We start from the raw sequence: 13,511 nt of genomic DNA on the forward strand, positions 1-13,511 counted from the left end.
CGTGCAGGCTTGACTTAGCCGGTCGTATCTATAAAAGTAGATGCGTTCCGGTCGGCGAAGGGTGAGGTGTGATCGATGGATGCTTTGGCGATCTTCAAGTCCCTGTCGAACCAGGCTCGCCTGCAGATCATGGAGTGGCTTGCGCATCCGGCGAAGTATTTCGACGAAGACTCGTACACGCAACAGGATCTCGGTTTTCACATCGGAGTCTGTGTCGGTGACATTGCGTCGCGATCGGGGCTCGCGCAGTCGGTGATCTCGGGGTATCTGCAGGGCATGAAGGATGTGGGCCTGCTCGAGTCCGAACGTATCGGAAAGTGGACGTACTACCGGCGGAATGAAGCCGTGATCGCCGAGTTCAGGGAATTCGTTCGCGAAGAACTGTGACAGTCGGTTTTTTCGCGACGATGTGCGCCTCATCATATCTACATATCTAGATATATATCTGTTTCGCGTCCCGTGTGGCGCAGTAAGAGGAGTGTGTTGTGAAGTCGAAATTATTGATTCCCGTTCTGGCATTGGGCGTATTCGGAATCATCACCACCGAAATGGGGATTATCGGAGTTCTGCCCCAGGTCAGCGACAAGTTCGGCATCACCGCGTCCGATGCAGGATGGTTGGTCGGTGTGTTTGCGCTCGTCGTGGCGGTGACCGGTCCGTTCACGACGCTTTTCACTTCGGGAATCAACAGGAAAACCGTTCTGCTGGTGGCGATTGCAGTCTTCGCGGTTTCCAATCTGGTGTATGCGACAACGTCGAGTTTCGAGGTGATGTTTGCTTTCCGGATCATCCCCGCCGTCGTTCATCCGGTCTTCTTCGCTCTCGCGCTCGCGAGTGCGGTTCGTCTGGTGCCACCAGAGGAGGCAACTACTGCGGTCACGAAGGTGTTTGCCGGTGTCACCGTCGGATTTGCGTTCGGTGTGCCGTTGACGTCGTATCTGGCCGAGAATTTCACAGTGTCGACAGCTTTCGTTTTCGGCGCCGTGGTCAATGTCCTCGCGTTTTTCGGAATTCTGACATTTCTGCCCTCGACCCCGGTGACACAACGCATTTCCTACGGCGCGCAGGTCGGAATACTTCGACGGCCCCGCGTGTGGTTGACCATTCTTTCCGTCACGTTCGTCTTCGCAGCCATGTTCTCGGTGTACGGATACTTCGCCGAATATCTCGGCGGGGTGACCGGAATGAGCGGATCGTGGATCAGCGCGATGCTCTTGGCTTTCGGTGTCGTGATGATCTTCGGGAACTTCGTTTTCGGCGCGATGCTCGGAAAGAATGTGGTGCGAACGGTGGTGGCTTTCCCGTTGCTCTACATCGTCGTGTACGTCGTGATCTATCTGGTGGGGCCGTACTTTGCCGCGATGACTGTTGCCGTGTTGGTGTGGGGCATGGTGCATTCCGGTGGACTGGTCGTTTCGCAGAGTTGGATGGGACGAGATTCGGTTGATGCACCTGAGTTCGGTAACAGCCTGTTCATTTCGTTCTCCAATCTGGGGATCACGCTCGGAACAGCGACAGGCGGCCTGTTTCTCTCGCATCTCGGAACACGGCAATTGGTCTGGGCCGGAGTCTTGTTCGCTGCCCTCGCCCTGGCAATGATCATCGCTCGATTGTCGCTCGGGCGGGTTCACAACGAGAACGGCGCCAAGGTGCCGGCGTAGTTCTTGGGAAGTGGCCGCGAGAACTCACCGCGCGTACTGGTCGACAAACCAAGCGTGATCAAGGATTGAACCATCGTGACGGCAGCGGCAACGCCGTCCACTACCGGCACCCCCAGTTCGGCAGACAGTTCCTGGCAGAGGTCCGCCATACCTGCACAACCCAGAACGAGGACGTCCGAGTCGTCTCGTTCCAATGCGTCGAAGCAGGCTTCCAGGATCACTTTTCGCGCATCGGGATCACGATCGAGTTCGAGAACCGGAATCTCGCAGGAGTGGATACCCCGGCAGCGGGCCTGCATCCCGTAACGGTCCACCAGGTCGGCAGCGCGGCCACGGGTTCGGCCGAGGGTGGTCACAACGCTGAAGCCACGGCCCAGAAAGCCTGCGTAGTTCATCGCCGCCTCGGCGATCGCAACCACTGGACCCCTGGCCAGTTCGCGGGCTGCGTCCAGACCTGGATCCCCGAAGCAGGCGATGACGTATCCGTCGACACCGTCCTTCTCGCCGGACGCGACCTCGGCGAGAATCCCTGGGACGCTGAGAGCTTCGTCGTAGTGGCTTTCGATCGACGCGGGTCCCATGACAGGGCTGACAGCCTCGACGAATGTGCCCGGACCGGCGACGGCTCGGGCACATTCCTCGATCTTGGCGGTCATGGCCCACGTGGTGTTGGGGTTGATCACCTTGATTCTCATGACGTTCAGTCGACCGTCGCGGTTTCCGCGGAGGAAGCATTACGGACAGCCAGGGGGGTACGCGTGGCGAGCAAGTAGTAGACGGCAAATCCGAGTCCGCAACCGATGAACCAGCTGTACTGTGCTGCCGTGTACATCCCGGTGAGATCTTTGGCCAGCACCGGGACCACCGCGACGACTGCTCCCACGATGGTTGCGATCACTGCGGCCGGGTTGTATCCCTTGCTGTACCAGTAGGTTCCGGTAGGTGACATGCTGAACAGTTCGTCCACGATCACCTTCTGCTTGCGCACGAGGTAGTAGTCGGCGATCAGGATTCCGAACAGCGGACCGATGAACGCTCCAAGGGTTTCGAGCGTGTAGTGGATGACGTCCGGATTGTTGTAGAGGTTCCACGGGGTGATGAGGATCGAGCCGATCGCTGCGATCATTCCGCCGGCACGCCAGCTGATCTTCTGTGGGCTGACGTTGGAGAAGTCGAAGGCAGGGGAGATGAAGTTGGCGACGATGTTGATGCCGATCGTGGCGATGGTGAAGGTGAGTGCGCCGAGGACGATGGCGAAGGTGCTGTCGATTCGTGCCACGGTTGCAACTGGATCGGTGATCAGTTCGCCGTACACCGGCAGTGTCAACGATGCCGTGACGACAACCAGCACCGAGAACACGAGGAAGTTGACCGGCAAACCGAGGAAGTTGCCCTTCTTGACTGCAGCGAACGACTTCCCGTAGCGGGAGAAGTCGCCGAAGTTGAGCATCGGTCCGGAGAAGTACGAGACAACCAGAGCGACAGCACCGAGCATGACGGGGACGGCGTCGAACCCTGAGTACTTGACGTCGCCGAGCGTGAGATCGATTGCGCTCCAGCCTGCCTGGTAGATGAGGTAGCCGCACAGCATGAACATCACGACATACACTGCCGGCCCGCAGAAGTCGATGAACCGACGGATCGACTCCATGCCTCGCCAGAACACGCAGGCCTGCAATACCCACAGCAGCATGAAACTTCCCCACCCGAGAGCGGAGAGTCCGGCGAATCCGTAGTCTTCGACGACGGCATAGGGCGCGAGTGACGGAAAGAGTTTGATCAGTACTACATCGAGCGCTGCCGAAGCGAGGAAGGTTTGAATCCCGTACCAAGCCACGGCAATCAGGCCACGGATTATTGCCGGGATGTTCGCGCCGAGAACTCCGAACACGCTGCGGCAGATCACCGGATACGGCACGCCTGTGGCCTGGCTCGGTTTGGCGACGAGATTGCAGAAGAAGTAGACGATCGTGATACCGAGCAGCAAAGCGACGAGTACTTGCCAGCTGGCCAACCCCAGTGCGAAAAGGCTACCGGCGGTGACATATCCACCGACGCTGTGTACGTCGGACATCCAGAAGGCGAAGATATTGTACGACGACCAGGTCTGCTTGCGAAGCGGCGCCAGATCCTCATTGGTCAAACGTGGGTCGTAGCCGGGCTTGATCAGTCCGCTGCCGACCGGGTGACCCGCAGCTTCGACCAGGTCACCTGGGCCGGTTTCCATTGCGGGAGTAGGTGTAGAGGTCGTTCGAGAGGGAAGAATGTCGGTCATGACAGCTCCTGTGCATCAGTGCAGGAAATCAGCGGACAGAGCACAAGCTCTCAGCGTCAGTGATGAAAACCGTGTCGAGGGAAAGGTATCGACGCTGTGTTGCACAGTTATTGCGCGATCGGTATATCTTTTTCGGACAGTAGACCGGTGTTTGTGGGCAGAGTCGCGATCACGGTATTGAGTCGGCGATGATGGATTTCGGACGCACTCAGAAGGGCGGCTGCGTCCCGGTGCAGGAATGCGTCCAGCATCGCGGTGTGATCCGAGTGCAGAACCTGGCGATCGATGCCGGCAACATGGACCATCGGCTGAACCGGTTCGGTGATGTTCCAGGCAGCTTCGAACATGTGCAGAAGTCGAAGCATGTGCGAAGGTCGAGTCAGCGCGAGGTGAAAGTTTCGGCTCTCGCAGTGATAGGACTGAGAGTCGTCGTAGCGCAATGCGATCTCCAGACGGGAGTTCACCTCGACGGCGTGTTCGTGATCCTCCTCGGTTGCCTGCTCGACCGCGACGGCCAACGCAGCTGATTCCAGAGTTTCGCGGACGATGTACATCTCTCGCAATTCCGCCGGCGTCAACTGAGCAACGGTGTAGCCGAATTGATGTCGGTGGTCGACCAAAGATTCTCCGACCAGGGTTTTCAGCGATTCGCGCACTGGTATTCGGCTGACACCGAACACATCAGCCACCTCGCCCAGAGGAATCGGGGTACCCGGAGGCGCCGAACCGGACAGAATCACTCGCCGCAGTTCGTCGAGAATCGCTTGTTGTGGACTACCGGGAGCATCGATTGCCAGTTGCGTCAGCAGTACCGATCTACGGCGCGGCGGCATGTCGCTCTCCCTTCGTGTATTGCCAGCGTAGAAATACGTTGTTTCGCCCGCGTGACACCGGTGTGGCCGTCGTGAATCGCGCACTCGAAGGGGAACATGAGTGATCCGATCACAAGCGAAAGTGAGTGCTGCTCAGGAGGCCGATCGTGGGGGTAGCGTTGTTGTGTAGTGGTATGGCAGAAAGCGAGTCGGTCGATGGCATCCGCTGTGCGCTCAGAAGCCGACCAGCGAGTTGTCGGTAACTTGCCCTTGGAGCTGACAAGTTTTGTCGGTCGCCGGCGCGAGTTGGCCGACGCCAGGAGATTGTTCGAGACGTCCCGTTTGTTGACACTGACCGGGATCGGTGGCGTGGGCAAGACACGGCTCGCGATCCGACTTGCGGGAGCGTTGCAACGGGTGTTTCGAGATGGTGCCTGGTTGGTGGAACTGGGGGAGCAGACAGATCCTGATCTCCTCGAAGATTATGTCGCCGTGACCCTTGGTGTCCGGTCAGTCTCGTCGCCGGACCCGCTGCAGGCATTGATCGACTACTGCGCCGATCGGAGTTTGCTCTTGGTGCTCGACAACTGTGAACATCTGGTCGATGCAGTTGCGCTGTTCACCGGGGCGATTTTGCGTCGATGTGCCGGTGTGAAGATCCTCGCGACGAGCCGCGAGTCGTTGGGTGTGGGTGGTGAAGCGACGATGCGGGTTCCCTCCCTCAGCACCCCGCTGCAGTATGACTCGGGAGTGCCCGAGGGGCTGGCTCGATACGAATCCGTGTCACTGTTCACCGAGCGTGCGGCCACGGTAGTTCCAGGCTTTGTCCTCACGGATGGGAACAAGCTTGCTGTAGCCCGTATCTGCCACGATCTGGACGGCTTGCCGTTACCGATCGAACTGGCGGCAGCTCGCCTGCGTGGTATGTCTGCCGAGCAGATCATGAGCAGGCTCTCGGATCGATACCGACTTCTGACGACGGGTGGACGCGATGTTCCGAGTCGTCAACAGACGCTGCGATTGTCGATCGATTGGAGTTACGACCTCTGCTCGTCATTCGAACAACAGTTGTGGGGGAGGTTGTCGGTGTTTTCGGGTGGGTTCGACCTCAACGCCGCCGAGGGCGTGTGTGGACAGGATATGAATTCGACCGAAGTGCTCGATCTCGTCACCGCGTTGGTCGAGAAGTCCATCCTCATTCGTGAGGAAACCAACGGGGATGTTCGCTACCACCTCCTCGATCTTCTCCGGGAGTACGGACATGAAAAGTTGGAGTCCGCCGGTGAGTATTCCGATCTACGTCGAAGGCATCGTGATTGGTTCGAATCCCTTGTTGTACAGGCTGATTCCGAATGGATCAGCAGCGCGCAGGCGGAGTGGATCGAGTGGCTGAGTCGTGAGCAGCGTAACGTGTACGAAGCGCTGGAGTTCTCGATTTCGACGCCGGGTCAGGCACGGTCTGCGACACGAATGGTCGCGGCGTTGTACCGATTCTGGCTCAACGGTGGGCGGATCGGTTCGGCGAGGCGCTGGGTGGATCGGACCCTGAGCGCCTCCGATGGGGAGCCGGACATGTATCGCCTGGAAATTCTGTGCATCGATGCTGTGGCACACGGCATGCAGGGTGATCTCGTTCGCGCACGCGGACAGGTCGACGAGAGTTGGCGCCTTGCCGAGGTCATCGGAGACGTGCGCTCGCGAGGCCTGGCCGGATGGGCTGACGGATATGTCGACGCGTTCAATGGCGAATTCGACACTGCCACCGAGAAGTTGGAACTTGCCGTAACGCTGTTCCGATCAGCTGAGAATCTGCAGCACGAGGTGATCGGGTTGGGCACCCTCGGGCTCGCGTACATCTTCACCGGTGCTCTGGAGCGTTCTGTGGAGTGCTTCGACGAGTCCCTCGCGATCACCGCACCGCTGCACGAAGTGATGTATCAGGCGTCGACGTTAGCCAACCTCGGGCTTGTGGATTGGCTTCGGGGCGACCTCGCGCGCACTCGTGACCATTTGACGCGAAGTCTGCGGACCACCGACGCCTCGTTGAACTCTGCATGGTGTGTCGAACCGATGGCTTGGGTTGCGGCAGCGCAACGTGATTGGAAGCATGCAGCAGTTCTGCTCGGTGCCGCCGCGATGTTCTGGCAGCGGGTCGGGGGTCGACTGAGCGGGCTTTCGAGTTTGTCAGCCCATCACGACAGCGCTGCAAGTTCTGCTCGAAAGGCATTGGGTGATAATGCTTTCGAGAAGGAATTTCGCAGAGGATTCGAGATGGCCGAAGGTGAAGCTGTGGCTTACGCGCTCGACGAGCGTCGTAGCGCACCGGCTGCATCGCCGATCGACGCACCTCACTTGACCCGTCGTGAACAGCAGGTCGCCGAATTGGTGGCTCAGGGACTGACCAACCGTGCAATCGCGGAGCACTTGGTCATCTCGCTGCGCACGGCTCAGGGGCATGTGGAGCACGTGCTGACAAAACTGGGATTCACTTCCAGATCACAGATCGCGGCGTGGTTCGTCTCGACCGCGCAGGAGACCGACTCCCGAGGCTGAGAACGCGGGCAGAGGTGAGTGCTTCTCCGGGTGCAGTTCGCGGGGGTAGCGTTGATTCGTAGCGGAATCGCAGAAAGCGAGACGGTCCATGGCACCGGCTGTGCGCTCAGATGCCGATCAGCGAGTAGTCGGCAACTTGCCGTTGGAACTGACGAGTTTTGTCGGTCGACGGCGTGAGTTGGCCGATGCCAGAAGATTGTTCGAGTCGTCCCGTTTGTTGACACTGACCGGGATCGGTGGCGTGGGCAAGACACGGCTTGCGATCCGACTTGCGGGAGCGTTGCAACGGGTGTTCCGAGACGGTGCGTGGTTGGTCGAACTGGGTGAGCTCTCGGATGCGGATCTGCTCGAAGACCACATCGCCGCGACTTTGGGTGTGCGGCCGGTTTCCTCGTCTGGCGCACTGCAAGCACTGATCGACTATTGCAGCGATCGGAGCCTGCTGGTGGTGCTCGACAACTGTGAGCACTTGGTGGATTCGGTTGCCAGGTTTGCCGCGACCGTCTTACGCCGGTGTGCCGGCGTGAAGATTTTGGCGACCAGCCGCGAATCGCTGGGGGTCGGTGGCGAGGTCACGATGCGGGTTCCCTCCCTCACGACTCCGGAACTTCGGGGGCCGAGCGCTTTCGACGGACTGGCCCGGTACGAGTCCATTCTGTTGTTCGCGGAACGAGCCGCAACAGTGGTGCCGGGGTTCGTACTGAGCGAAGAGAACCGGAATACCGTTGCCCGTATCTGCCACGATCTGGACGGCTTGCCGCTACCGATCGAACTGGCGGCAGCTCGCCTGCGTGGTATGTCTGCCGAGCAGATCATGAACAGGCTCTCGGATCGATACCGACTTCTGACAACGGGTGGACGCGACGTTCCGAGTCGTCAACAGACGCTGCGATTGTCGATCGATTGGAGTTACGACCTCTGCTCACCATCCGAACAACAGTTGTGGGGGAGGTTGTCGGTGTTTTCGGGTGGGTTCGACCTCGACGCCGCCGAAGGTGTGTGCGGGCAGGATATGGGTTCGAACGAAGTGCTTGATCTGATTACTGCTTTGGTCGAGAAATCCATTCTCATTCGTGAAGAGATCGACGGTATCGTTCGCTACCATCTCCTCGACCTGCTCCGGGAGTACGGGCGGGAAAAACTGGAATCCACCGGGGAACAGCTTGAACTGTCTCGCCGACAGCGTAATTGGTTTGAAGATCTTGTCGTCCGTGCCGAATCCGACTGGATCAGTTGCGGTCAAGAATCATGGGCCGCGAGGCTCGGTCGCGAACAACACAATCTGAACGACGCGCTGGAATTCTCGATTTCTACCGCTGGCGAGGCGCGGTCTGCGACTCGTATGGTCGCCGCGTTGTACAGATTCTGGTTGTCCGACGGATTGATCGGCCAGTTGCGGTATTGGGCTGATCGAACACTGAGCGTCCCAGACGCTGGGCCTGACATATTTCGCGTGGATGTTCTGTGCGTAGACGCCGCGGCGCATGCGATGCAGGGCGATGTTGTTCGCGCGCGCGAATTGATCGACGAGGGCCACCGCCTTGCCGAGGCTCTGGGGGATGTGCGCTCGCGGGCGCTGGCGGCTTGGGCAGACGGGTACATCGACACGGCCGCAGGAGAATTCAGCAATGCCACAGTGAAATTGGAAACTGCCGTGTCGTTGTTTCGGCTCGACGAAAATCTGCAATACGTCGTCATCAGTTTGGACACCCTCGGTCTTGCATACATCCTTGCCGGTGAACTGGAGCGGTCGGTACAGTGTTTCGACGAGTGCATCGAGATCACCGAGCCACTGCACGAAGTCACATATCAGGCACACGCGTTGGGGTTTATCGGACTCATCGCTTGGCTTCGCGGCGACTTCGAGCGCGCGAGTGAGTATTTGACGCGCAGTTTGCAGACTGACAAATCTTCGATGAATGCGGCGTGGTGCATCGAACCGTTGGCGTGGACCGCGACAGCACAACGTGATTGGAAGCAAGCAGCGATTCTGCTCGGCGCCGCAGCGATGTACTGGCAGAAGATCGGGCAACCGCTCACCGGATTCCCGGGATTGTCGCGTTTCCGTGAGAACGCCATGGAGGTTGTTCGAAAGGCTTTGGGTGAAAGTACTTTCGACAAGAATTTTCACCGGGGAACGGGGATGACCGAGGGCGAAGCTGTGGCATACGCGCTCGACGAGCATCGCACCGCCGAAGCTGCATCGTCGATCGACGTGATTCGACTTACTCGTCGTGAGCAGCAAGTTGCGGAACTGGTTGCTCAGGGGTTCACGAATCGCGCTATCGCAGAGAGCCTCGTCATTTCGGTACGCACGGCTCAGGGGCATGTGGAGCATGTGCTGACGAAATTGGGCTTCACCTCCAGAGCGCAGATCGCGGCGTGGGTGGTGTCGACTGCGCCGGAGCGTGACTCGCGCGATGTCAATGGTTCAACAGACCGGAACTGAAGTCCGATCGCAGTTTTCCCCGGTCGTCGCAGCACAGGCAGAACACCGGGTATCGCTTACCCACTTCCCTCCGTTGAAACGACACTCGCAGCGGACCCGACGCATCTACACGCGGAGATTCCGTGAGCAACGTGTACAACCACGGGCCCTCGTCCAATTCGACGATGGCGAGGACAGTCGCGGGATCGCCGCGAACCGTTCGCCAGGACACGACAGTGCCGTCTCCGCAACACCGCGTTACGTCCAACCGGGCCCCGCGACACCTGGTGCAGACGGCGCTTGCGGGGGAGAGGATGGCATCACATTCCGCGCAATGGGGGAGTGTCAAGCATTCGGATCGCGACGAATGTCCCGAATAGCGCTGCGATACAAGATGTTTCATCAGGCTTACGTGATACATGTCAGTAACGTCGGGCGAGGTAGTACGGCATCGAGTCCACGGGCGCGCGTTTGACCGACTCCCCAGACGTCGGGGCGTGAACTACTTGACCGCCTCCGGCATAGATCCCCACATGTTCCCCGCCGTAGTACAGGACCACGTCACCCGGCTGGAGGTCGTCCCGGGAAACCGGAGATCCGCCGACCGCCTGGTCGTAGGTAGTTCGCGGAATCGAAACGCCCGCTTGTGCATAGGCCCACTGAACGAGGCCGGAGCAGTCGAACGAGTCCGGTCCGGTCGCGCCCCAGACGTACGGGGCGCCGATCTTGGACTCTGCGGCTGCCAAGGCGCGGCCTCCATCCGAGGAAGCGAAAGCTGACACTTTCTCCGGATTCGTGACCGCAGAAACTCCGGCGATGTTCCAGTCCGGAAGCAAGGGTGCCTGAGCGTTTGCGGTGTCGATACTCACGGCGAGGGTCGTCAATGACAGAGCGCCGATGACGATGACCCTCCCGAGTGTGTTCTTCGTCGTGCGGGGGTTGGTGAATCGATGGTGCGACATTTCTCGTGTTGCCTTCGTGTCGATGCGTCCCGAAGCAGGTATTCAGCTGGGCGTGATCGGGCTTCGGCTTGTGACACACAGCCTGGTTTCGCATCGACGCGTTCGCGCCGGTCAGTTGGACGGGGTGCATACCTGTTTTTCGAGTGGCAGCACTTCGCGGCATTCCGCGAAATGTGACGCCGGAAGGAAGAAGTAGGTACCGATGTAGGTACCACGGTCGTCGCGGCGCCGGAGGGCGCACGGCAATATCGAGTTCGATACTTCATCCGAGGAAAAACCACACCTGAACTGGGATTTGACATGACCGTCGACGCACGCCGAACCGATGAATTCATCGAGTGGCGCACAGCCGTGGTCGATTCTCGACCTGTCGACTTCGGCGTCGGCGGATACGGCGAGACAGTGGTCTTTCTGCACGGGTGGGGGTTGTCGCCTCGTGCTTATCGATCTGCCCTTGCTGCTGTTGTTCACCGGGGATACCGGGTGATCGCGCCTGCGCTTCCAGGCCTTGGTGGCACGGCCGAGCTCGACCGAGCCGATCGCACCTTCGAAGGTTATGCCGCGTGGGTGACGCGGTTTCTGGACGCGGCCGGCGTTGCCGGCCCGGTGACCGTCGTCGGGCATTCGTTCGGCGGCGGTGTGGCGACAGTGGTGGCGCGGGATTTCCCCACCCGAGTCTCGCGCTTGGTTCTGGTGAACGCGGTCGGTGGCGGAATCTGGTCGAGTAGCGGCGGCCGGGAGCGCTCGATTCGTGAACGGCCGTGGTGGAGCTGGTGTGGGTCGGCGATGGTCGAAGCGGCCGAGACGGCACACACTCACAGAATCACACAGTTTCCACTCGACGAGTTCGCGTTCAACGCGCTTCGGAACGTCGGTGCGGTGTGGCGAACGGGCAACCTCGCGCGGACTGCCGATCTCATCGATGCGCTCGAAGAGATTGCAGTCCGCGCGATGCCGGTTGTCGTGTTGTGGGGCGCCGGTGATCGTGTCATTCCGCGCGCGAGCTTTGATGCTGTCTGCGCTGCTTTGCATGATCCCGAGGTCCGTGAGGTTCGCGGTAATCACAATTGGCCGATCGACGATGCGGAGTTGTTCGGCCAGGTGCTGACGGAAGAACTGGCCGGTCGAGATGTCAATGCGCCAGTTCTGTTTCCGTCTCTCGCATCTTGTTCGACCATGCGGATTGCGCAGTGACCAGGCTGCCGGCGATCAGGGTGTGCGAGCACCCACACGTTTCGACATCCAGACGTGGCCGGACCCACGGACCGATCGACGACGCGTTGGCTGCGGTCGGACTGCGACGGCGGCACGGTCGGCTCGATCAGGATCCTGCTCATGGATGGCTACGCGGACATGTCCGCGAGGTTAGCGTCTAGCTGGATCCGGTGGTCGTTCTGTACTCTCGCAGTCATGCAACAGCGGAGTACGGGGACAGTGACGCGATCACTGTTGCTGCTTCTGTTGCCGTTCGTCGCCCTTCTCGCAGTACCTCCGCTTGGTTCCTCGGGTAGCGCCGCGGTGCTGGGAACTGCGATCGCCGTCTTCGTGGTCGCTGCACTCGCAACCTCCTCGAAGTACGAACTTCTCCAACTACGCGCGGTTTCGGCCGCCGGCCCGTCGGATGACGAACGCTGCCTGCGTGGCGCTTTCCGTAGGCAGAGCAGCCCCGACGCGCCTGGCCGTCCGCAACCTCGAGCACCCGGAATCGGTCTGTAGATCGGCCGTCGGCGGGGGTGAACTCGTCGTAGGTCGGTCAGACGTCTTGCGTCCACGACCATTCCGCGCTCTCGATTGCCGGAGCGTGCCTCTCGGTGAGGTTCATTCGTCATGCTCGATTTTGTCTACTACCCCGTGTCCGGAATCCTCTGGTTCTGGCACAAAGTATTCTCACTGATCTCCGGATCACCCGACAACGGCGTCGTGTGGGCGTTGTCGGTCGTATTTCTGGTCTTCACACTCAAGGCCTTGCTGTTCAAACCCTTCGTCAAGCAGGTCCGCACCCAACTGGTGATGCAGAAGCTGCAACCTCAGATAAAGGCGTTGCAGAAGAAGTATTCGGGTGACCGGCAGAAACTTACTGTCGAGATGGCAAAGCTGCAGAAGGAACACAACTACAGTCCGCTACTCGGATGCCTGCCGATGCTTGTCCAGGCGCCGGTGTTCATTGGCCTCTACCACGTCCTGCGATCATTCAATCGAACCGGAGCAGCATCCCACGTCCCGTTTCTGAGCCCGACCGAACCGATGTCGGTGGCGGACAACGCGAACACGGCCAACTACTTCTTCAGCGCCTCGGACGTGCAGTCGTTTCTCGACGCCAAACTGTTCGGCGCGCCGTTGTCCGCCATGATTTCGAGTCCGGCAGCGCAGCTGGAAGCGTTCGGCGACGTCAGTCGGATCTCCATCATTCTGGTTGCTGTACCGCTGATGATTTTTGCCGCCGTCGCTACGCATTTCACGTCGCGGGCGTCCATCGCGCGCCAGGTGGACACCGGAACCGTCAACCCTCAAACGGCAATCATGAACAAGCTTGCTCTGTGGGTGTTTCCGGTCGGTGTGATTGCCTTCGGTGCTTTTGCTCCCGTCGCGATCCTGCTCTATTTCGTGAGCAACAACTGCTGGACGTTGGGACAACAGCATTTTGTGTACGGACGCATCGCGGCAGAGCAGAAGGAGGCCGAATTGTCGTCGACACCCGCAGTGGCCACGCCCCCGGCACGTGCAGCGGGTGCCCCACCGGTGCCAGGAGCAAAGCCGATCCGAGCCAAGCGCAAGCGATGACCGAAAAATCGGCCCTCCCTACCGACGGGTAAGGCACGT

At 59.8% G+C, this 13,511-nt stretch carries 11 protein-coding genes; 7 read left to right on the forward strand and 4 right to left on the reverse strand.

What is annotated here, in order from left to right:
* Nucleotides 1-75 precede the first annotated feature (75 nt).
* Nucleotides 76-387 carry an ArsR/SmtB family transcription factor gene (locus ACFWAD_RS09145; protein WP_378543027.1) on the forward strand — a complete coding sequence of 104 codons (312 nt, stop codon included), beginning with the start codon at nt 76-78 and terminating at the stop codon, nt 385-387.
* A 98-nt stretch (nt 388-485) separates the two neighbouring features.
* Complete coding sequence (locus ACFWAD_RS09150) at nt 486-1,661, forward strand: MFS transporter (RefSeq protein ID WP_378543029.1); 1,176 nt, start codon at nt 486-488, stop codon at nt 1,659-1,661.
* Here ACFWAD_RS09150 and ACFWAD_RS09155 read toward each other — a convergent pair.
* The 3 genes from ACFWAD_RS09155 to ACFWAD_RS09165 form a co-directional block, all read right to left on the reverse strand.
* Nucleotides 1,628-2,356 (reverse strand): aspartate/glutamate racemase family protein, encoded by a 729-nt coding sequence (locus tag ACFWAD_RS09155; protein WP_378532079.1) that lies wholly within the window; start codon nt 2,354-2,356, stop codon nt 1,628-1,630. The two genes, ACFWAD_RS09150 and ACFWAD_RS09155, sit on opposite strands and share 34 nt — an antisense overlap.
* A 5-nt stretch (nt 2,357-2,361) precedes the next feature.
* Nucleotides 2,362-3,936 (reverse strand): NCS1 family nucleobase:cation symporter-1, encoded by a 1,575-nt coding sequence (locus ACFWAD_RS09160; RefSeq protein WP_378543031.1) that lies wholly within the window; start codon nt 3,934-3,936, stop codon nt 2,362-2,364.
* A 107-nt stretch (nt 3,937-4,043) separates the two neighbouring features.
* A complete protein-coding gene (locus ACFWAD_RS09165) occupies nt 4,044-4,769 on the reverse strand; it encodes a GntR family transcriptional regulator (protein WP_378543033.1) in 726 nt (241 codons plus the stop codon).
* Nucleotides 4,770-4,964: 195 nt separating this feature from the next.
* On the opposite strand from ACFWAD_RS09165, the gene ACFWAD_RS09170 reads away from it, so the two are divergent.
* Together ACFWAD_RS09170 and ACFWAD_RS09175 are read left to right on the forward strand one after the other, a co-directional pair.
* Entirely contained in the window at nt 4,965-7,301 is a 2,337-nt protein-coding gene (locus tag ACFWAD_RS09170; RefSeq protein ID WP_378543035.1) for an ATP-binding protein, read from the forward strand.
* 88 nt (nt 7,302-7,389) lie between these two features.
* The gene (locus ACFWAD_RS09175) at nt 7,390-9,750 is read left to right on the forward strand and encodes an ATP-binding protein (RefSeq protein WP_378543037.1); all 2,361 of its coding nucleotides are present in this window, start codon (nt 7,390-7,392) and stop codon (nt 9,748-9,750) included.
* Nucleotides 9,751-10,151: 401 nt separating this feature from the next.
* Here the strand turns inward: ACFWAD_RS09175 and ACFWAD_RS09180 are convergent, their stop codons facing one another.
* Nucleotides 10,152-10,691: a C40 family peptidase gene (locus ACFWAD_RS09180; protein ID WP_378532089.1), complete on the reverse strand. Its 540-nt coding sequence runs from the start codon at nt 10,689-10,691 to the stop codon at nt 10,152-10,154.
* Nucleotides 10,692-10,991: 300 nt separating this feature from the next.
* Here ACFWAD_RS09180 and ACFWAD_RS09185 point away from each other — a divergent pair, with 300 nt between their 5' ends.
* The 3 genes from ACFWAD_RS09185 to yidC all read left to right on the forward strand — a co-directional run bounded on the left by ACFWAD_RS09185 (nt 10,992) and on the right by yidC (nt 13,472).
* On the forward strand, nt 10,992-11,885 hold the full coding sequence (locus ACFWAD_RS09185) for an alpha/beta fold hydrolase (RefSeq protein WP_378543039.1): 894 nt from the start codon (nt 10,992-10,994) through the stop codon (nt 11,883-11,885).
* A gap of 240 nt (nt 11,886-12,125) precedes the next feature.
* Nucleotides 12,126-12,407 carry a DUF6412 domain-containing protein gene (locus tag ACFWAD_RS09190; RefSeq protein WP_378532093.1) on the forward strand — a complete coding sequence of 94 codons (282 nt, stop codon included), beginning with the start codon at nt 12,126-12,128 and terminating at the stop codon, nt 12,405-12,407.
* A 111-nt stretch (nt 12,408-12,518) separates the two neighbouring features.
* The gene (gene yidC / locus ACFWAD_RS09195; protein WP_378532095.1) at nt 12,519-13,472 is read left to right on the forward strand and encodes a membrane protein insertase YidC; all 954 of its coding nucleotides are present in this window, start codon (nt 12,519-12,521) and stop codon (nt 13,470-13,472) included.
* Nucleotides 13,473-13,511 lie beyond the last annotated feature (39 nt).

The sequence above is a fragment of the Rhodococcus sp. NPDC059969 genome, assembly GCF_042738325.1.
Classification (GTDB): domain Bacteria; phylum Actinomycetota; class Actinomycetes; order Mycobacteriales; family Mycobacteriaceae; genus Rhodococcus_F.

Excerpts from the sequence above, each read along its gene's own strand:
- ACFWAD_RS09160 (WP_378543031.1), bottom strand. The coding sequence starts at position 3,936 with ATGACCGACATTCTTCCCTCTCGAACGACCTCTACACCTACTCCCGCA.
- ACFWAD_RS09175 (WP_378543037.1), top strand. The coding sequence starts at position 7,390 with ATGGCACCGGCTGTGCGCTCAGATGCCGATCAGCGAGTAGTCGGCAAC.
- ACFWAD_RS09180 (WP_378532089.1), bottom strand. The coding sequence starts at position 10,691 with ATGTCGCACCATCGATTCACCAACCCCCGCACGACGAAGAACACACTC.
- ACFWAD_RS09165 (WP_378543033.1), bottom strand. The coding sequence starts at position 4,769 with ATGCCGCCGCGCCGTAGATCGGTACTGCTGACGCAACTGGCAATCGAT.
- ACFWAD_RS09155 (WP_378532079.1), bottom strand. The coding sequence starts at position 2,356 with ATGAGAATCAAGGTGATCAACCCCAACACCACGTGGGCCATGACCGCC.
- ACFWAD_RS09170 (WP_378543035.1), top strand. The coding sequence starts at position 4,965 with ATGGCATCCGCTGTGCGCTCAGAAGCCGACCAGCGAGTTGTCGGTAAC.
- yidC (WP_378532095.1), top strand. The coding sequence starts at position 12,519 with ATGCTCGATTTTGTCTACTACCCCGTGTCCGGAATCCTCTGGTTCTGG.
- ACFWAD_RS09185 (WP_378543039.1), top strand. The coding sequence starts at position 10,992 with ATGACCGTCGACGCACGCCGAACCGATGAATTCATCGAGTGGCGCACA.
- ACFWAD_RS09145 (WP_378543027.1), top strand. The coding sequence starts at position 76 with ATGGATGCTTTGGCGATCTTCAAGTCCCTGTCGAACCAGGCTCGCCTG.